Annotated in this window: 14 protein-coding genes; 10 read left to right on the top strand and 4 right to left on the bottom strand. The window is 73.4% G+C overall.

The features are described 5' to 3' along the window. Nucleotides 1-16: 16 nt before the first annotated feature. Genes ACWFR1_RS34910 through ACWFR1_RS34900 form a run of 3 tightly spaced genes read right to left on the bottom strand, consistent with a single transcriptional unit; the run spans nucleotide 17 to nucleotide 2995 of the window. On the bottom strand, nucleotides 17-1462 hold the full coding sequence (locus ACWFR1_RS34910) for a coenzyme F420-0:L-glutamate ligase (RefSeq protein ID WP_453558569.1): 1446 nt from the start codon (nucleotides 1460-1462) through the stop codon (nucleotides 17-19). Further along, entirely contained in the window at nucleotides 1459-2424 is a 966-nt protein-coding gene (cofD, locus tag ACWFR1_RS34905; protein WP_453558567.1) for a 2-phospho-L-lactate transferase, read from the bottom strand. Before cofD ends, ACWFR1_RS34910 begins: the two co-directional genes overlap by 4 nt. Before the next feature lie 13 nt (nucleotides 2425-2437). Beyond that, nucleotides 2438-2995 carry a cysteine dioxygenase gene (locus ACWFR1_RS34900; RefSeq protein WP_453558564.1) on the bottom strand — a complete coding sequence of 186 codons (558 nt, stop codon included), beginning with the start codon at nucleotides 2993-2995 and terminating at the stop codon, nucleotides 2438-2440. 733 nt (nucleotides 2996-3728) lie between these two features. Here ACWFR1_RS34900 and ACWFR1_RS34895 point away from each other — a divergent pair. The 3 genes from ACWFR1_RS34895 (at nucleotide 3729) to ACWFR1_RS34885 (ending at nucleotide 9642) form a co-directional block, all read left to right on the top strand. Continuing rightward, the gene (locus ACWFR1_RS34895; protein ID WP_015033978.1) at nucleotides 3729-3992 is read left to right on the top strand and encodes a WhiB family transcriptional regulator; all 264 of its coding nucleotides are present in this window, start codon (nucleotides 3729-3731) and stop codon (nucleotides 3990-3992) included. 287 nt (nucleotides 3993-4279) lie between these two features. Next, complete coding sequence (locus tag ACWFR1_RS34890; RefSeq protein ID WP_453558562.1) at nucleotides 4280-8101, top strand: glycosyltransferase family 2 protein; 3822 nt, start codon at nucleotides 4280-4282, stop codon at nucleotides 8099-8101. Continuing rightward, nucleotides 8098-9642 (top strand): DUF5719 family protein, encoded by a 1545-nt coding sequence (locus tag ACWFR1_RS34885; protein ID WP_453558559.1) that lies wholly within the window; start codon nucleotides 8098-8100, stop codon nucleotides 9640-9642. Before ACWFR1_RS34890 ends, ACWFR1_RS34885 begins: the two co-directional genes overlap by 4 nt. Nucleotides 9643-9862: 220 nt before the next feature. On the opposite strand, the gene ACWFR1_RS34880 is transcribed toward ACWFR1_RS34885, so the two are convergent. Beyond that, complete coding sequence (locus tag ACWFR1_RS34880; protein WP_376413275.1) at nucleotides 9863-10318, bottom strand: metallopeptidase family protein; 456 nt, start codon at nucleotides 10316-10318, stop codon at nucleotides 9863-9865. Between the two features lie 288 nt (nucleotides 10319-10606). On the opposite strand from ACWFR1_RS34880, the gene ACWFR1_RS34875 reads away from it, so the two are divergent. From ACWFR1_RS34875 to ahcY, 7 genes are all read left to right on the top strand, one after another. Beyond that, entirely contained in the window at nucleotides 10607-11041 is a 435-nt protein-coding gene (locus tag ACWFR1_RS34875; protein ID WP_453558609.1) for a DUF3499 domain-containing protein, read from the top strand. Between the two features lie 101 nt (nucleotides 11042-11142). Beyond that, nucleotides 11143-12510, top strand: coding sequence for a phosphomannomutase/phosphoglucomutase (locus ACWFR1_RS34870; RefSeq protein ID WP_453558556.1), 1368 nt, complete (start codon nucleotides 11143-11145; stop codon nucleotides 12508-12510). 117 nt (nucleotides 12511-12627) lie between these two features. Then, nucleotides 12628-12810, top strand: coding sequence for a Trm112 family protein (locus ACWFR1_RS34865; protein ID WP_030221689.1), 183 nt, complete (start codon nucleotides 12628-12630; stop codon nucleotides 12808-12810). A gap of 705 nt (nucleotides 12811-13515) precedes the next feature. After that, the gene (locus tag ACWFR1_RS34860; RefSeq protein ID WP_453558553.1) at nucleotides 13516-14673 is read left to right on the top strand and encodes an SIS domain-containing protein; all 1158 of its coding nucleotides are present in this window, start codon (nucleotides 13516-13518) and stop codon (nucleotides 14671-14673) included. Nucleotides 14674-14850: 177 nt separating this feature from the next. Continuing rightward, nucleotides 14851-16002 (top strand): mannose-6-phosphate isomerase, class I, encoded by a 1152-nt coding sequence (manA, locus tag ACWFR1_RS34855; RefSeq protein WP_453558550.1) that lies wholly within the window; start codon nucleotides 14851-14853, stop codon nucleotides 16000-16002. Nucleotides 16003-16068: 66 nt separating this feature from the next. After that, nucleotides 16069-17034 (top strand): cation diffusion facilitator family transporter, encoded by a 966-nt coding sequence (locus tag ACWFR1_RS34850; RefSeq protein ID WP_453558548.1) that lies wholly within the window; start codon nucleotides 16069-16071, stop codon nucleotides 17032-17034. A gap of 370 nt (nucleotides 17035-17404) precedes the next feature. After that, nucleotides 17405-18684 (top strand): adenosylhomocysteinase (gene ahcY, locus ACWFR1_RS34845; protein WP_453558545.1); only part of this gene is annotated, 1280 nt, incomplete at its 3' end.

The following is an 18684-nucleotide window of genomic DNA, read 5'->3' as shown; positions in this document are numbered from 1 at the left end:
CGGCGCGCGCGGTCCGTCACCGCACGGTGAGGAACTCCGTGGCCGACCGCGCGGCCCGCTCCTTCGGCGCCGCCGCCGGATGCCCGATCGCCACCGCGCCCATCGGGTCCCAGCCCTCCGGCAGCCCGAGGACGTCCCGTACGACGTCCCGGCAGAACATCGTCGACGACACCCACGCCGAACCCAGCCGCTCACCCGCGAGCGCCACCAGGAAGTTCTGTACGCCCGCGCCCGCCGCGACCACGAACATCTCGCGCTCGGCGGCGTCCCTGCGCGGATCGCCGTAGTGGTGGGCGCCGTCCGTCACGAGGCAGGGGACGGCCAGATAGGGCGCCTTGCGCAGGACGTCCCCGCGCCGCACGCGCTTGGCCACCGACTCCTCGGACCTCCCGTCCCGCCGCAGGTCCGCGATCCACGCGTCCCGCATCGCGTCGAGCAGCCGCGTCCGCGACTCCGCGGACTCCAGGAGCACGAACCGCCAGGGGGTCGTGTGGTGCGGGGCCGGTGCCGTCACAGCCGCGGCGACCGCACGCCGTACCGCACCGGGGTCGACCGGTTCGCCGGTGAACTCCCGTACGGTCCGCCGCAGCGTCACCGCCTCCCGTACGGCCTCCGACGTCCCGAGCCGGAACATGTCGTCGGCGGCGCCGCGCACGAGCGCCCGCGCCCCCGGCTCCTCGTCCCCGGCCACCACGTGCGGCAGGCCCCGGACGACGGCGACCGGAAGACCGCTCGCCTTGCCCTTCACCAGGTCGCCGGCGGCGGCGAGTTCGTCGGCGGTGGCGACCACGGTCGCGCTCAGCGGATTGCCGTACGCGTCGGTGCCGCCGCGCAGGTCGTCGAGGACCCGCACCCCGGCAGCGCCGATGGCGACGTCGGTGAGACCGGAGCGCCAGGGCCGCCCGAAGGTGTCCGTGACGACGACGCCGACGTCGACGCCGAGCGCCTCGCGCAGCCCCGAACGGATGCTCCGCGCCGAGGCGTCGGGGTCCTCCGGCAGCAACAGCACGGTCTCGGAAGGGGTGTTGGAGGCGTCGACGCCGGCGGCGGCCATGACGAGCCCCTGCCGGTTCTCGACGATACGGAGGGTGCCGCGCCGCGCCACCACCCGTACGGTCTCGGCGTCTATCGCCTCCTCGCGGTCGTCGGCGGCGATCACCCGCCCCTCGGCCTTGCTCACGATCTTGGAGGTGACGAGCAGGACGTCACCGTCGACGAGCCCCGGCGAGACGGAGGCGATGAGCTTGGCCAGATCGTCCCCGGCCCCCACCTCGGGCAGCCCGTCCAGGGCCCAGACCCGATACGAAGGGGCAGACCCACCGGCGAAGGCCCCACCAGCAGGGGATCCACCGGCAGAGGGCTCACCAGCAGAGGAACCACCGGTGAAGGACCCGCCGTCAGAGGACCCACCAGCAGAGGGCCCGTCAGCAAAGGAGCCGTACGAAGACGGGCCGGTGGTCACCCGCGGACCTCCTCGGCGAGCGCCAGCGCCTCACGCGCCATCGCGGCCGTCGCCTCGACGTCCGTCATCATCAGCGGCACCGCCCGGCAGCGGATGCCCGCCGCCTCGACGTCCGCCACGGCGCCCGCGTCCACGGTGTCCACGAGCCAGCCGTCGACGAGTTCGGAGCCGTAGTGCAGGGCCACCGCCGTTGCCGTGGCCTCCACGCCGACCGCCGCGAGCACCTTGTCGGCCATGCCCCGCACCGGCGCGTCGCCCACGATGGGGGAGAGGCCCACGACCGGCGTCCCGGCGGCGCCGGCCGCGACGATCGCCTCGCGGATCCCGGGCACGGCCAGGATCGTCCCGACGCTCACCACGGGGTTGGACGGCGGGAAGAGGATGACGTCCGCCCCGGCGATCGCGTCGAGGACGCCCGGCGCGGGCTTCGCCGCCTCCGCGCCGACCGGCACGACGGCCTTCGCGTCCACGGAGGCGCGCAGCTTCACCCAGTACTCCTGGAAGTGCACGGCCCGCTGCTCGCCGTCGACCTCGATCGCGACGTGCGTTTCGACGCGGTCGTCGGACATGGGGATCAGCCGCACGCCTGGCTTCCAGCGGTCGCACAGCGCCTCGGTGACGGCGCTCAGCGGGTAGCCCGCGCCGAGCATCTGCGTCCGGACGATGTGGGTCGCGAAGTCCCGGTCTCCGAGGCCGAACCACTCGGGTCCGACGCCGTACGCCGCGAGCTCCTCCTTGACCGTGAAGGACTCGTCGAGGCGGCCCCAGCCCTGTTCCTCGTTGATGCCACCGCCGAGGGTGTACATCACCGTGTCCAGGTCGGGGCAGACCTTCAGCCCGAAGAGATGGATGTCGTCACCGGTGTTGCCGACGACCGTGATCTCCGCGTCCGGCGCGGCCTGCTTGAGGCCGCGAAGGAAGCGGGCACCACCGATGCCACCGGCCAGAACCACAATGCGCATGTCCAGCAGTCTGTCAGGCGACGACGACACCCGGGGCGGCCGGGGCGGCCGGGGCGCCGGGGGAGGGCGAACCGAGCGCGGCGGAGCCCGACGCGCACTGCGCCTGGACCGACTCGTGCATCGGCATGTCCGTCAGACCGGGGAAGTAGACGTGCAGGCTGACGGCCGGTTCGAGGGAGTCGTTGACGACCTCGTGGACGTACCCCGGCGCGAACACGCGCTGCGCGCCGCCGTCGAGCGTCCGCGCGCCCCGGTCCGTACGCTCCGTCAACCGGCCCTCCAGGACGGTCAGGACGCCGGAGGAGAGGCCGTGGTCGTGGAGCCCGCTGCCCTGGCCCGGCACCCAGGAGAGCAGCCACACCTCGTAGCCGGGGCCCGTGCGCAGCCGGTGGTACCAGCGGGTCGTGGCGTCGTACTCGACGTACGGGGCCCACTGGGAGCGGTCGTCGGCGATGGCGCGCGCGAGTCCGGCGAACTCGGCCACGGTTTCGGGGTGGGCGCGCTCGGGCTGGAGGAGGTGCGGGACCTCGAGGATGTCGCCGGCGATCTGAAGGTCGCTGTCCATGTTCATGGGTGGGGAGGTTCCTCAGCAGAAACAGAAGCGGTGGGGGTCGCGGAGATCAGTGACGCGAACGACGCGGTGACGCGAATGGCGCGATCAGGCGTGACGCGAAGTGACGCTGGGTGACGCTGGAGGGAAGAAGCTGGAGCTCGACGGCATCAACAGCTGGAACAACAACAGCAACAGCTGGCCTGGACAGCGCGGCGGAACCCACGGGCGTGGGTCGCGGCGGTCGCAGTGGTCGCTGGCATGCCACCAAAGGTGGCGGGAAGGGGACCCGACTGTCAACTCAATGCCCGATTTGGCGGTAATGTTTCACCTCATCCGGTTACAGTGCCCGGAGAAAGGTTTGTTCAGGTGCGGACCAGGAGAGATGGCGCTTCAACCGTGCTCGTAAACATGGCGGCGCCCACGCGGTGAGCCCTGGCTCGCTTGTCACTCTCCGTCACCGGAGTGTGTGATCCGGGTCGCTTCCATGGCTGGATCGCAACAAGATCCAAGTTTCGGACGTCCTTCCCTGCGAGGGGCCTGTGCGGTACGGCCAGACTGGCGGCATGTGTCACGTTTTTGGTGATTTGAACACTTTCCGCATAGGCTTGGTTCCGCAGAGTGAATACGGGGCCCAATAGCAGATCTCGGCTTGACTCGCACAGAGCACGAACTTGTAATTTCACTCGTGTCGTTCGGCCGGGTTCGGTAACGGCAACATCACGGGGACGCACAGAACAGACGAGGGGCGCACATGACCGAGTTGTTCCAGGAACTGCTGGTCGAGGACGCGGACGAGGAACTCGGCTGGCAGGAGCGCGCGCTGTGCGCCCAGACCGATCCCGAGTCCTTCTTCCCCGAGAAGGGCGGCTCGACCCGCGAGGCCAAGAAGGTCTGCCTCGCCTGCGAGGTCCGCTCCGAGTGCCTCGAATACGCCCTGCAGAACGACGAGCGGTTCGGCATCTGGGGCGGCCTCTCCGAGCGCGAGCGACGCCGCCTGAAGAAGGCCGCAGTCTGAGCCGGACCCGGTCCCGGGCCCCGGCCCGAACCCCCGCCGCGGAACGGCTCCCGAAGCCTTCCGGGCCCCGCGCGCGCAAGCGCGCGCACCAGGACATGACGAACGGTCCGCCCCCTGTGCTCCGTCCACAGGCGGCGGACCGTTCTGCGTGCTCTGTCCACAGGGCGGCGTCCACAGGCGCGGTCCACAGGGCGGACCGCTCCACGCACAGCCGTTAGTGTGGGCCTCCGTCCGAGACGCACCCCACGCCCCCCGCGGGCGACCCCGGCCGGAGGGCCCGTAGCTCGATGTCCTCAACTCCTGAGTTTCCGCGACACGTCGTCACCGCCGTGCTCGTCACCCACGACGGCGCCCGCTGGCTGCCGGACGCCCTCGCCGGGCTGCTCGCCCAGGAACGCCCCGTGCAGAACGTCGTCGCCGCCGACACCGGCAGCGCCGACGACTCCGCGCGGCTCGTCGCCGACGCCATCGGCCCCGACCGCGTCCTGCACCTCGCGCGCCGCACCGGCTTCGGCACCGCCGTCGAGGAGGCGGCCCGCACGGCCCCCGTCCTGGGACCCGAGGACCTGCCGTACCTGAAGCGCCCGAGCGGCTGGGACCCCGTCAGCCGGACGTGGAACGACGACGCCTACGACCTCCCGGAACTCCCGCACGGCGAACCGGTCCAGTGGCTCTGGCTGCTGCACGACGACTGCGCCCCCGAGCCCGGCGCCCTCGCCGAACTCCTGCGCGTCGCCGACTCCGACGCGTACGCCGCCGTCATCGGCCCCAAGCTGCGCGGCTGGTACGACCGCAAGCAGCTCCTCGAGGTCGGCGTCTCCATCGCCCACAGCGGCCGCCGCTGGACCGGACTCGACCGGCGCGAGCAGGACCAGGGCCAGCACGACCAGGTCCGCTCCGTCCTCTCCGTCTCCACCGCCGGCATGCTCGTCCGCCGCGACGTCTTCGAGGAGCTCGGCGGCTTCGACCGCCGCCTGCCCCTCATGCGCGACGACGTCGACCTCTGCTGGCGCGCCCACTCCGCGGGCCACCGCGTCCTCATCGCCCCCGACGCCGTCCTCCGGCACGCCGAGGCCTCCGCCCGCGAGCGCCGCACCGTCGACTGCGCCGGCCGCACGGCCGCCAGCCCGCACCGCGTCGACAAGGCGGGCGCCGTCTACGCGCTCCTCGCCAACACCCCGGGCCGCACCCTCTCGTACGTCCTCCTGCGCCTCGTCCTCAGCACCCTGGTCCGCACCCTCGCCTCGCTCGTCGGCAAGGTCCCCGGCCAGGCCGTCGACGAGGTCACGGGCCTCCTCGCCACCCTCCTGCGCCCCGAGAAGATCCTCGCCGCCCGCAAGCGCCGCAAGAACGCGGCCGTCGCGGCGAGCGAGCTCCGCCCCCTCTTCCCTCCGCCCGGCGCCACCGTCCGCGCCGCCGTCGAACAGCTCGCCGCCAACGTCGGCGGCTCCGAGGCCGACTCCGGCGGCTCCCGCCACGGCGTCGTCGAGTCGGGCCCCGGCGGCGACGACGCCGACTTCCTGGAGATCGAGCAGTTCGCCCGGCTCAAGAAGATCGCCCGCAAGCCCGGGCCCGTCCTCTTCGGCCTCCTGCTCCTCATCTCCCTCGTCGCCTGCCGCAACCTCTTCGCGGGCGGCTCGCTGGCCGGCGGCGCCCTGCTGCCCGCCCCCGACACCGTCTCCGACCTCTGGTCGCGGTACGCCGACGCCTGGCACGCCCTCGGCACCGGCGGCACCCAGACCGCCCCGCCCTACCTCGCCGTCCTGGCCGCGCTCTCCGCGGCCTTCCTCGGCTCCACGTCCACCGCGCTGACCCTGCTGCTCGTCTGCTCGGTCCCGCTGGCCGGCTTCACCGCGTACTTCGCCGCCCGCCCGATCGTCGAGTCCCGGCTCCTGCGCGCGTGGGGCGCCGTCGCGTACGCGTTCCTGCCCGCCGCCACCGGAGCCCTCGCCACCGGCCGGCTCGGCACCGCCGTCCTCGCGATCCTGCTCCCGCTGATCGCCCGCGCCGCCGTCGCCGCCCACGGCTTCAACCGGCCCGACCGCGGCAGCTGGCGCGCCACCTGGGCGTACGCCTTCCTGCTCACCTTCGCGACGGCGTTCACCCCGATCGTGTGGCCGCTCGCCGTCGTCCTCGGCATCGGCGTCCTCGCCGTCCACCGCACCGACATCACCGCGTACGGGCTCCGCTTCCTCGCCGCCGTCGGCACACCGGTCCTCGTCCTCGCGCCCTGGTCGCTGTCCCTGCTCACCGACCCCGCCGCCTTCCTGCGCGAGGCCGGTCTCGACGTCCGTACGGGCACGGCCACCGCGCTCGACCTGCTCGGGACGAGTCCCGGCGGCCCCGGCACCACCGGCGGCCTCCTCCTGATCGGCCTCGTCCTCGCGGCCCTGGCCGGGCTCCTGCGCGAGGAGCGCCGGTTCGCCGTCCTCGCCGCCTGGGCGGCGGCCCTCGCCGGACTCCTCTTCGCCGTCCTCTCCAACGGCGCGGGCGGCACCGGCTGGGCCGGCCCCGCGACCCTCGTCTACGGCGCCGCGCTCATCGCCGCCGGCATGATCGGCGCCGAGGGCGGCCGCACCCGCGTCGCCGCCCACGGCTTCGGCTGGCGCCAGCCCGTCGCCGCCCTCATCGCCCTCGCCTGCGCCGTCGGCCCCGCCGTCGCCGCCGCAGGCTGGATGATCGCCGGCGCCGACGGCCCGCTGACCCGGCGCGACCCGGTCCAGGTCCCGGCCTTCGTCGCCGAGGAGAGCGGCACCCGCGACCAGCCCCGCACCCTCGTCCTCGGCGGCACCTCGCCCGGCGAGGTCGCGTACACCCTGGTCCGCGGCTCCGGCGCCCGCCTCGGCGACGGCGAACTGACCGAGGCCGCCGAGACCGACCCGCGCCTCGACGAGGTCGTCGCCCATCTCGTGGCCGGTTCCGGCGCCGACCAGACCCAGGAGCTCAGCGGCTACGCGATCCGCTACGTCCTCGTACGGGACGGGGCGCCGCGCCAGATGAGCCGCGTCCTCGACACGACCCCCGGCCTGAGCCGCCTCAGCCAGCTCGACGGCAGCGCGCTCTGGCGCGTGGACCGCGAGATCGCCCGGATCATGATCGTCCCGCCGGCCGCGAAGACCGCGGACAGCGGGACGAGGACGGCCGACCCGGCCGGGGCCGCGAAGCCCGTCGCCGTCGCCGCGGGACCCGTCGAGGCGCACACCGACGTCCCGGCCGGCCCCGCGGGCCGCGTCCTGCGCGTCGCCGACCGCGCCGACGATGGCTGGACCGCCACCCTCGACGGCAAGGAGCTGACGAGGACCACCGTCGACGGCTGGGCCCAGGGCTTCGAACTCCCCGCCCAGGGCGGCCGCCTCGACCTCACGCACGACCAGCCGCTCAGCCGCACCGTGTGGACCTGGACGCAGATCGGCCTCGCCGTCGTCCTGCTCGTCCTCGCCCTGCCGGGCCGCCGCCGCGAGATCGACGACGACCTGCCCGAGGAGGAGCTCGCCATCCCCGCGCAGGCGACCGACGGCGACGGCCGCCGCGCGCGCCGCCTCCGCGCCGCCGCCGAGGCGGACGCCGCCGAGGGCGCCGGGCCCGAGACGCCGGACCAGGAGCAGATCCCGGCCCCGATTCCGGCCCCGATCCCGGAGCAGCAGGCGTACGAGCCGCAGGAACAGTCCTGGGACGGCGGCGGGTACGACCCGGCCTACGCCCAGACCGCCCAGCACCAGCCCGCCCATCACGAGGGCGAGGCCCAGGAGCAGGCGCAGGACCTGACACAGGCCCAGCCGTACGCGGACCAGGGCTACTACCAGGAGTACGCGGCCGACCCGTACCAGCAGCAGCCGTACGCGTACCCCCAGCAGGGCTACGACCAGCAGCCCCAGCAGTACGCCGACCAGGGCTACGACCAGCAGCCCCAGCAGTACGCCGACCAGGGCTACGACCAGCAGCCCCAGCAGTACGCCGACCAGGGCTACGACCAGCAGCAGTACGACCCCCAGGCCCCGACCCCGTACGAGCAGCAGCCCCAGCAGCAGTACGACCCCTACGCCTACGGCTACGAGTACCCCCAGGGGCACGAGACCGAGCAGCGTCCCGACGGGAGCAGCAACCAGTGAAGCGCACGACCCTCTCCCTGATCGCGGTCGCCACGGCCCTCGCCGCCGTCACCGGCTTCGCTGGCCTGACCACCCCGGACGGCGCCGCCGCCCCCGCCGCCAAGGCCCCCACCCGGCTGCCCGTGGAGCGCGCGGGCCTGGCCTGCCCGGCCCCCAGCACCTCGGAGGTGGCCGAGACCGTCTACACCTCGTACACCCCGACGGGGACGGCCGGCACGCCCGCGGCGGGCAGCTCCGCCGGCACCAAGGCGGAGCAGCCCACGGCCCAGTTGAGGCCGGCGGCGAGCGGGGCGACCCGCGGCGGCAGCTCGGGCGGCGGCAAGAAGAAGGCCACGGCCCCGAAGGCCCCCGCCACCGTCACGGCCCCCGGCAAGCCCGTGACAGCCGAGGCGAACGGCGGCGCCGCGCCCGCCCTCACCGGCACGGCGACCGGCACCCTCGCCCCCGGCTGGACCGTCCAGCAGACCACCCTCGTCACGGCGGGCGGCGCCCGCGGCCTCCTCGGCCTCAGCTGCGGCGCCCCCGACACCGACTTCTGGTTCCCGGCGGCCTCCACCGCCAAGGAGCGCCAGGACTACGTCCACCTCACCAACCCGGACGACACGGGCGCCGTCGTCGACATCGAGCTGTACGGCCCCGAGGGCGTCCTCAAGTCGCAGTTCACCGATGGCGTCCCGGTGCCTCCCCGCACCACGGTCCCGGTGCTCCTCTCCACCCTCACCGGTGAGGGTGCCCAGCGGGACGTCACCGTCCACGTCACCACGCGCAGCGGGCGCGTCGGCGCCGCCGTCGGCGCGGCCGACGAGAAGCTCGGCAGCGACTGGCTCGCCGCCGCGGCCGACCCGGCGCCCGCCGCCGTGCTCCCCGGCATCCCGGCCGACGCCACCTCCGTACGGCTCGTGGCCTTCGTGCCCGGCGCCGACGACGCCGACCTCAAGATCCAGCTGGCCTCCCCGACCGGCTCGTTCGTCCCCGCCGGCGCCGGCACCCTCCATGTGAAGTCCGGGATGACGGCCTCCGTCGACCTGCCCAACCTCACCCGGGGCCAGGTGGGCTCCCTGCTGCTCACCCCGAGCGACCCGAAGAAGCCGACCCCGGTCGTGGCCGCCCTCCAGGTCGTCCGCGGCAAGGGCGAGAACACCGAGATCGCCTTCATCCCGGCGACCGCGGCGATCTCCGCCCGCGCGACGGTCGCCGACAACCGCGCCAAGGCCTCGACGCTTGCCCTCACGGCGACCGGCGCCGACGCCCAGGTCAAGGTCACGGCCTCGGCGGGCTCACAAGGGGGAACGCCGGTGTCGAGGACGGTCACCGTCAAGGCGGGGACGACCACGGCCCTGACCGACCTGGTCCCCGAAGGCCTCAAGGGCGCCTACGCGCTGACCGTGGAACCGGTCTCGGGCGACAAGGTCCACGCGGCGCGGATGCTGGCCGTGCCGGAGGACGGCGTGCAGATGTTCACGGTCCAGCCCCTCGTCGACGACCGGGGCACGGTCGAGGTCCCGACCGCCCGCCAGGACCTCAAGGTCCTCGGGGACTGAGCAGACAAGGGGAAGGCCCCGTAGGGTGGTTCCGCCACCCTCACGGGGCCTTCCCCATGTGGCCTGCCTTTACGGGGCGGCGCGGGAGATGCGGTCCTGCCCGTCCGGGCGGGTCGGGGAAGTCAGTCCGGCCCGTACGGGGAAGGGCGGGGAAGTCAGTCTGGCCCGTCCGGGCGGGTCGGGGAAGTCAGTCCGGCCCGTACGGGGGAGTGCGCGGGAGTCAGTCCTGCCCGTACCGGGGATCGACCGACTCGGGGGAGAGCCCGAGGAGCTCGGCGACCTGCTCCACGACCACCTCGTGGACGAGGAGCGCGCGCTCGTCGCGGCTCTTCGAGCGGATCTCGACCGGCCGCCGGTAGACGACGACCCGGGCCGGCTCGCCCTTCTCGGCGGGCGCCGAACCGCCCAGCGGCACCGTCTCGCCCGGCACGGGCGGCGGCACCTCCATCACGAGGAACTCGATGTCCGCGAGCTGCGGCCAGTGCCGTTCGAGGCGCTCCACCGAATCCAGCACCAGATCGCGGAAGGTGTCGGCCCGGCTCGTGGAGAGCGGCACCTGAGGCGGGGCGACCGGGCCCCGCATCCCGCGCCCGTGACGGTCGCGGCGGCGGACCCGAGGCTCCGCCGGGGGCTCCGTGGAGGGGTGCGAGGGGTTCGGCGGCACAGGACTGTCCATCACTGACGCAGCGTAACCCTCCTCGGTGATTCCGCACCGTGGCGGATCCTCGCCAGGTGCCCCCGCGTCCCCACCCTCACTGTCGAAACCTGAACATTCCGGCCAACCGTGCGCCTGATTCGACAGCGTGTCGCGATCGGCCATCTGGCCGTGGTTGACCGGATTTGTATCCCCGACTGTCCGGATCGCCTCCTGCCCCCCTCGCCGTACGCCCCCTCCCCCGCAGGTCAGCACCGCCGCCGCGGGAAAGCGGGTGTCGGAGGTCACAGCGCGACACGGGCGAGTGACCTGAGGGAGAGTCGTCGCGGCCCGGTCAAGAGTGCGGTACCGTCCAACGTCGTGAGCCCTGTACGTCGCTGTTCGCGCACCGCGTGCGGCCGCCCTGCCGTCGCGACACTGACGTACGTCTATGCCGACTCGACTGCGGTCCTCGGCCCGCTCGCCACCTACGCCGAGCCCCACTGCTACGACCTGTGCGCCCCGCACAGCGAGCGCCTCACCGCGCCGCGCGGCTGGGAGGTGGTGCGGCTCACCGACGGTTCCGCACCGGCCCGTCCCAGCGGCGACGATCTCGAAGCCCTGGCCAACGCGGTACGGGAGGCGGCCCGCCCCCAGGAGCGCGCTGCCGAGCCCGGTGGCAAGGGCGGCGGAGGCCGTGGCGGGGACCCCATGGAGGTCGGCCGCCGCGGGCACCTCAGGGTGCTCCGTTCGCCCGACAACTGACGCCAACCGGCCACCGTCGGCGTACCCCCGATCCGCTCCGGGTAGTTTTGGCGTTCCTACACGCGCCGCACACGCGTGCCGAGAACTCAGGAGGGTGATCCGTGACTGCCGATCTGTCGCAGATCGTGAAGGCGTACGACGTCCGCGGAGTGGTACCGGACCAGTGGGACGAGGAGCTCGCGGAGCTCTTCGGCGCCGCCTTCGTACGGGTGACGGACGCGGACGCGATCGTCGTCGGCCACGACATGCGGCCCTCGTCGCCCGGTCTCTCGGCCGCCTTCGCGCGTGGCGCGTCCCGCCTCGGCGCCGACGTCACCCTCATCGGGCTCTGCTCCACCGACCAGCTGTACTTCGCCTCGGGAAGCCTCGGCCTCCCGGGCGCGATGTTCACGGCCTCCCACAACCCGGCCCAGTACAACGGCATCAAGATGTGCCGCGCCGGCGCCGCCCCCGTCGGCCAGGACACCGGCCTCGCCGACATCCGCGCCCTCGCCGAGCGGTGGACGGAGACGGGCGCCCCCGAGGCCGCCGCCACCCCCGGCACGATCACCGAGCGCGAGACCCTCGACGACTACGCCGCCCACCTCACGGGCCTGGTCGACCTCACCGGGATCCGCCCCCTGAAGGTCGTCGTCGACGCGGGCAACGGCATGGGCGGCCACACCGTCCCCACGGTCTTCGACGGCCTCCCGCTCGACACCGTCCCGATGTACTTCGAGCTCGACGGCACCTTCCCGAACCACGAGGCCAACCCCCTCGACCCGAAGAACATCGTCGACCTCCAGGCCCGCGTCCTCGCCGAGGGCGCCGACCTCGGCCTCGCCTTCGACGGCGACGCCGACCGCTGCTTCGTCGTCGACGAGCGCGGCGAGCCGGTCTCCCCGTCCGCGATCACGGCCCTCGTCGCCGCCCGCGAGCTCGCGAAGAACCCCGGCGGAACGATCATCCACAACCTGATCACCTCCTGGTCCGTGCCCGAGGTCGTCCGCGAGAACGGCGGCGCCCCCGTCCGTACCCGCGTCGGCCACTCCTTCATCAAGGAGGAGATGGCCAAGACCGGCGCCATCTTCGGCGGCGAGCACTCGGCGCACTACTACTTCAAGGACTTCTGGAACGCGGACACGGGCATGCTCGCCGCGCTCCACGTCCTCGCGGCCCTCGGCGGCCAGGAGGGCACCCTCTCCGACCTCGTCTCCGCCTACGACCGCTACGCCTCATCGGGCGAGATCAACTCCACGGTCGCCGACCAGACGGCCAGCACGGCGAAGGTCAGGGCGACGTACGCCGCCGTGGACGGGGTCACCTTCGACGACCTCGACGGCCTCACGGTCACCGCCGCCGACTGGTGGTTCAACCTCCGCGCCTCCAACACCGAGCCGCTGCTCCGCCTCAACGTCGAGGCCCGCGACGAGGCCACCATGACCAAGGTCCGCGACGAGGTCCTGGCCCTGGTCCGGGCGACCGTCTGACACCACCCCGCCGGGGAACGGACGGCACGGCCGCCGAGCCGCGCCCCCCGTCCCCCGGCGGTAGGCTGACCTGGCCCGTAGGGCAGCACCACCACCGTTTGTTCGAAGGGACACCCCATGCCGCTCGAAGCCGGCCTCCTGGAGATCCTGGCGTGCCCCGCGTGCCACGCTCCGCTGAACGACCGCACGGCGGACGAGACCCCCGAACTGGTCTGCACCGGCACGGACTGCGGCCTCGCGTACCCGGTCCGAGACGGCATCCCGGTCCTCCTCACCGACGAGGCCCGCCGCCCGGCCTGACCCACCGGTGCTCCCCGCCCCGAGCCCCCCGACACCCGGCCCCGGAACACACCAGACACCCCGGGGGCCGGGCCACGGAACGACGCCTCCGCGCACGATCCACCGCACGGTGCCGTCGGGCACGGGCGACCGGGCGACGCCGGCCCCGCTGACAGGGGGGCGCAGCGCGCTGTCGGGCGAACGACGCACCGCCACGCCGCCCGGCCGAGAGGCCGCGACGAGCCTCCCGCACCGCCCGGGGCGACGCAGCCGGGAGCGCGCCGCGGCACCCCCACGCGGTCACCCCCACCGGGCCACTACCCCGGACCGACCCTCGCCCGCCCTGCGGCGCGATGCCCCGCAGCCGCAGGGAGCCCCGTCCGCCCGTCGTCCCACGGACGGCGGACCGCCGAAGCAGCCTGCTCCACGACGAGCCGAGGGCACCGCCGCCGGACCCGGCAGCTCGCCCGAGGCGACGACCGAGGCGACGACCGAGGCCGACGGCGGTCCGACGGCAACGGACGGTCCGAGCCCCGGGCCTTCCCGTCCTTCGCACCCGGAGGACTCGCCGCCGACGGCGGGTACCACTCCCGGGAGGACCCGCACCTCTGTCATCCCAGCCGCACGGGTGGTGCGGATGGGAACACCAAAAGCCCTGCCGAAGGCAGGGCACACCACCACCCCCCGCCCGAAGACACCCCGCACCCACCCGGGAGGCACCGCCACATGCTCGACGAGACCCTCCTCGACGCACCGGACGCCCTCGCCCTGGCCGACCGCCGCGGCCTCCTCCGCGGCGCCGCCGAAGCAGGCGCCCGGGTACGGACGGCCGCCCGCCACGCCAGCGAGGCCGGCATCGCCGACCTGCGCCCCGAGGGCCGCCCCCGCGCGGTCCTCGTCGCGGGCCCCGGCACCGCCGCCGCGGGCGTCGCGGACCTGATCGGCGCCCTCGCCGGAGCCTCCGCCCCCGTCGTACGGCTCCAGCCGACCGGCGTCGCCCCCGCGGCGGGCGCACTGCGCTGGGCCCTGCCCGGCTGGGCGGGCTCGGTGGACCTGCTCCTGCTGCCCACCACCGACGGCTCGGAACCGGGCCTCGCGCTCCTCGCCGAGCAGGCGTACCGCCGCGGCATCACGGTCGCCGCCGTCGCCCCCAAGGCCTCCCCGCTCGCCGAAGCGGTCGTCGGCTCGCACGGCCTGTTCGTCCCGATGGCCACCACCCCGAACGAGGCGCCCGACGAGTACGCGGAGAGCCTCGCGGCGAGCCCCGGCGCCCTGTGGGCGCTGTTCACCCCACTGCTCGCGCTCCTCGACCGGGTCGGCCTGATCGAGGCGCCGCCGGAGGCCCTGGAGAAGGTCGCCGACCGCCTCGACCGGACCGCCGAGCGCTGCGGCCCGGCCATCGCCACGTACAGCAACCCGGCCAAGACCCTCGCCGCCGAACTCGCCGACTCGCTCCCGCTGATCTGGACCGAGGGCAACGCGGCGGGCCCCGCGGGCCGCCGCTTCGCGAGCGTCCTCGCCGAGCTCGCGGGCCTGCCCGCGCTCGCGGCGGAACTCCCCGAGGCCCTCCCCGCGCACGGCGTGCTGCTCGCGGGCGACTACGCGGCCGGCGCCGACCCCGACGACTTCTTCCGCGACCGGGTGGAGGAGCCGCAGGCCCTGCGCGCCAGGGTCGTCCTGCTGCGCGACAGGCCGGCCGACGGCCTGACCGCGGCCCCGGCGGCGAGGGAGCTGGCCCTCGGCCACGAGACGGCGATCAGCGAACTGGAACCGGAGGAGGGCGGCGACCTGGAGACCCTGGCCGAACTGCTCGCCGTGACCGACTTCGCTGCCGTCTACCTCGCCCTGGCGACCCCGGGCCGCCCGGACCACGGCCCCCACTGAGACGCGACCCACCGCACCACCGCACCACACCGCAAACCCCACCGCACCACCCACCGCGTCCATCACCCCGTCACCACCCCACCCCCCACCCCTTCACCCACCCGTCATCCGCCCCCTGTCACCTGTCATCCGACACCCCTCACCATCCGTCACCACCCCGAGGAGCTGGCAGGCACCATGGACCGCCTCGTCAACACCGTCCGCCCCTACGCCTGGGGGTCCCCGACGGCCATCCCCGCACTCCTCGGCACCGCCCCGACCGGCGAACCCCAGGCCGAGATGTGGATGGGCGCCCACCCCGGCGCCCCCTCCCGCACCGAGCGCGGCCCGCTCAACGACCTGATCGACGCCGACCCCGTACGCGAACTGGGCGCCCCCGCCGTCGAGAAGTTCGGCCCGCGCCTCCCCTTCCTGCTCAAGGTCCTCGCCGCCGGAGCCCCGCTCTCCCTCCAGGTCCACCCCGACCTGGACCAGGCCCGCGCCGGCTTCGCCGCCGAGGAGGCCGCGGGCATCCCCGTCGACGCCCCGCACCGCACGTACAAGGACGCGAACCACAAGCCCGAACTGATCTGCGCCCTCACCCCCTTCGAAGGACTGTGCGGCTTCCGCGCCCCCACCGAGGCCGCCGACCTCATCGCCGCGCTGGGCGTCGACTCCCTCAAGCCGTACGTGGACCTCCTCCACGCCCACCCCGAAGAGGCGGCACTCCGCGAGGTCCTGACGGCCCTGCTGACCGCCGACCGCGAGGAGATGGCGGACACCGTCGCCGAGGCCGCCGCGGCCGCCGACCGCCTGGGCGGCGCCCACCAGCCGTTCGCGACCCTCGCCCACCACTACCCGAGCGACCCCGGCGTCATCGCCGCCATGTTGCTCAACCACGTCCTGCTCCAGCCCGGCGAGGCGCTGTACCTGGGCGCGGGCGTCCCGCACGCCTATCTCGACGGCATGGGCGTCGAGATCATGGCCAACTCCGACAACGTGCTGCGCTGCGGCCTCACCCCCAAGCACGTCGACGTCCCCGAACTCCTGCGGGTCGTCCGCTTCGAGCCCCACGACCCCGGCGTCCTGCGCCCCGAGGCCTCCCCCTCGGGGGAGGAGGTCTACGACACCCCGATCGACGAGTTCCGCCTCTCCCGTCTCGTACGGGCGGAGGGCGCCGCCCCGACCGACGTCACCGCCCCCACACCGCAGATCCTGCTCGCCGTCGCGGGCCGCCCCAAGGCCGGCGAAGTCACCCTCTCCCGCGGGGAGTCCGTCTTCGTACCGGCGGGCGAGAAGACCGAGCTGTCCGGAGCGGGCACGGTCTTCCGCGCGACCGTCGTGGCCTGATGCGAGAATGACCGGCCGAACCTCGGTGACAGAGCCGGAGCATCGACGAAGGGACCTCGTACACCCATGAGCGCGTCAGGCGGAACCAAGGCGATCGTGGCGGCACTTGCCGCCAATCTCGCGATCGCGGTAGCCAAGTTCGTGGCGTACCTCTTCAGTGGGTCGTCCTCGATGCTCGCGGAGAGCGTGCACTCGCTCGCCGACTCCGGCAACCAGGGCCTGCTGCTCCTCGGCGGCAAGAAGGCCCAGCGCGAGGCGACCCCGCAGCACCCCTTCGGCTACGGCCGTGAGCGCTACATCTACGCCTTCCTCGTCTCGATCGTGCTCTTCTCCGTCGGTGGCATGTTCGCCATCTACGAGGGCTACGAGAAGATCAAGGACCCGCACGCCATCGAGGCCTGGTACTGGCCGGTCGGCGTCCTCGTCTTCGCGATCATCGCCGAGTCCTTCTCCTTCCGCACGGCCATCAAGGAGTCGAACGAGGTCCGCGGCGGCCTCTCCTGGAAGGAGTTCGTCCGCCGGGCGAAGGCCCCCGAGCTCCCCGTCGTCCTCCTGGAGGACCTCGGCGCCCTCGTCGGTCTCGTACTCGCCCTCGCCGGCGTCGGCCTCGCCCTCGGCACCGGCAACGGCGTCTGGGACGGCATCGGCACCCTCTGCATCGGCGTCCTGCTCATCGTCATCGCGATCGTGCTCGCGGCCGAGACCAAGTCGCTGCTCCTCGGCGAGTCCGCCGGTGTCGACGAGGTCAAGAAGATCGAGGCGGCCGTCGTCGACGGCGACACCGTCACCCGCCTCATCCACATGCGCACGCTCCACCTCGGCCCCGAGGAGCTCCTGGTCGCGGCCAAGGTCGCCGTCCGCCACGACGACACAGCGACCGACGTGGCCAACGCCATCAACGCCGCCGAGGAGCGCATCCGCGCTGCCGTCCCGATCGCCCGGGTGATCTACCTGGAGCCGGACGTCTACAGCGAGCCCGCGGCCGCGGCCGGCGAGAACCCGGCCAAGACCCTGGGCGGCTCCGCCCACTGACCCACCCGCGCGGGCCACTGGCCCCGCCACCACCACCAGGCCCCCGAGACCTCCCGGTCCCGGGGGCTTCGTGGTGCCGCGCCGAGTGGATCAGGCCAGAACGGGCCACGGCTGGCCAGAACTGACGTGAACCGGCCCGAACTGCCCCCGACGCGGACTGTGGGCCGCCGCACCGATCGGTGTAGATTCGAGATCAGCCAGACGTCGCTGCTGATGGCGGTCGGGCGGTCCAGCGGACCGGCCGAGGGAGAGAGGGCCTCCGACGACGGCACCGTGGAACCGCCCGGGCATTCGTGTGCCCAGGGCCCTCCCGTGGTGCCCAGGCGCCAACCGACCCTCGCACTCCCACCACACGAGGAGCAGCACAGTCATGACGACTGCCGCCCATCAGGACTTCAAGGTCGCCGACCTCTCCCTCGCCGTCTTCGGCCGCAAGGAGATCACCCTCGCCGAGCACGAGATGCCCGGCCTGATGTCGATCCGCCGCGAGTACGCCGAGCAGCAGCCGCTCGCCGGCGCCCGCGTCACCGGCTCCCTGCACATGACCGTGCAGACCGCCGTCCTCATCGAGACGCTCGTCGCGCTCGGCGCCGAGGTCCGCTGGGCCTCCTGCAACATCTTCTCCACCCAGGACCACGCCGCCGCGGCCATCGCCGTCGGCCCGAACGGCACCCCGGAGAACCCCCAGGGCGTCCCGGTCTTCGCCTGGAAGGGCGAGACCCTGGAGGAGTACTGGTGGTGCACGGAGCAGGCGCTGACCTGGCCGAACACGCCCACCGGCGGCCCGAACATGATCCTCGACGACGGTGGTGACGCCACCCTCCTCGTCCACAAGGGCGTCGAGTTCGAGAAGGCCGGCTCCGCCCCGGACCCGTCCACCGCGGACAGCGAGGAGTACGGCCACATCCTCCGTCTCCTCAACCGCACCCTCACCGAGAACCCGCAGAAGTGGACCCAGCTGGCGTCCGAGATCCGCGGCGTGACCGAGGAGACCACGACGGGCGTCCACCGCCTGTACGAGATGCACCGTGACGGCGCGCTGCTCTTCCCGGCGATCAACGTGAACGACGCCGTGACGAAGTCGAAGTTCGACAACAAGTACGGCTGCCGCCACTCCCTCATCGACGGCATCAACCGCGCCACCGACGTCCTCATCGGCGGCAAGACCGCCGTCGTCTGCGGCTACGGCGACGTCGGCAAGGGCTGCGCCGAGTCCCTCCGCGGCCAGGGCGCGCGCGTCATCATCACCGAGATCGACCCGATCTGCGCGCTCCAGGCGGCCATGGACGGCTACCAGGTCACGACCCTCCAGGACGTCGTCGAGACCGCCGACATCTTCATCACCACGACCGGCAACAAGGACATCATCATGGCCGCCGACATGGCCAAGATGAAGCACCAGGCCATCGTCGGCAACATCGGCCACTTCGACAACGAGATCGACATGGCCGGCCTCGCCAACACCCCGGGCGTCGTCAAGGACGAGGTCAAGCCGCAGGTCCACACCTGGACCTACCCCGACGGCAAGGTCCTGATCGTCCTCTCCGAGGGCCGTCTGCTGAACCTCGGCAACGCGACCGGCCACCCCTCCTTCGTCATGTCGAACTCCTTCGCGGACCAGACGCTGGCCCAGATCGAGCTCTTCACGAA

The organism is Streptomyces sp. NPDC055103 (assembly GCF_053607625.1).
The sequence above is the reverse complement of the archived record's forward strand: the minus strand, read 5'-3'. Positions and strand labels throughout refer to the sequence as shown.

Excerpts from the sequence above, each read along its gene's own strand:
- cofD (WP_453558567.1), bottom strand. The coding sequence starts at position 2,424 with ATGCGCATTGTGGTTCTGGCCGGTGGCATCGGTGGTGCCCGCTTCCTT.
- ACWFR1_RS34900 (WP_453558564.1), bottom strand. The coding sequence starts at position 2,995 with ATGAACATGGACAGCGACCTTCAGATCGCCGGCGACATCCTCGAGGTC.
- ACWFR1_RS34895 (WP_015033978.1), top strand. The coding sequence starts at position 3,729 with ATGACCGAGTTGTTCCAGGAACTGCTGGTCGAGGACGCGGACGAGGAA.
- ACWFR1_RS34890 (WP_453558562.1), top strand. The coding sequence starts at position 4,280 with ATGTCCTCAACTCCTGAGTTTCCGCGACACGTCGTCACCGCCGTGCTC.
- ACWFR1_RS34880 (WP_376413275.1), bottom strand. The coding sequence starts at position 10,318 with ATGGACAGTCCTGTGCCGCCGAACCCCTCGCACCCCTCCACGGAGCCC.
- ACWFR1_RS34865 (WP_030221689.1), top strand. The coding sequence starts at position 12,628 with ATGCCGCTCGAAGCCGGCCTCCTGGAGATCCTGGCGTGCCCCGCGTGC.
- ACWFR1_RS34860 (WP_453558553.1), top strand. The coding sequence starts at position 13,516 with ATGCTCGACGAGACCCTCCTCGACGCACCGGACGCCCTCGCCCTGGCC.
- manA (WP_453558550.1), top strand. The coding sequence starts at position 14,851 with ATGGACCGCCTCGTCAACACCGTCCGCCCCTACGCCTGGGGGTCCCCG.
- ACWFR1_RS34850 (WP_453558548.1), top strand. The coding sequence starts at position 16,069 with ATGAGCGCGTCAGGCGGAACCAAGGCGATCGTGGCGGCACTTGCCGCC.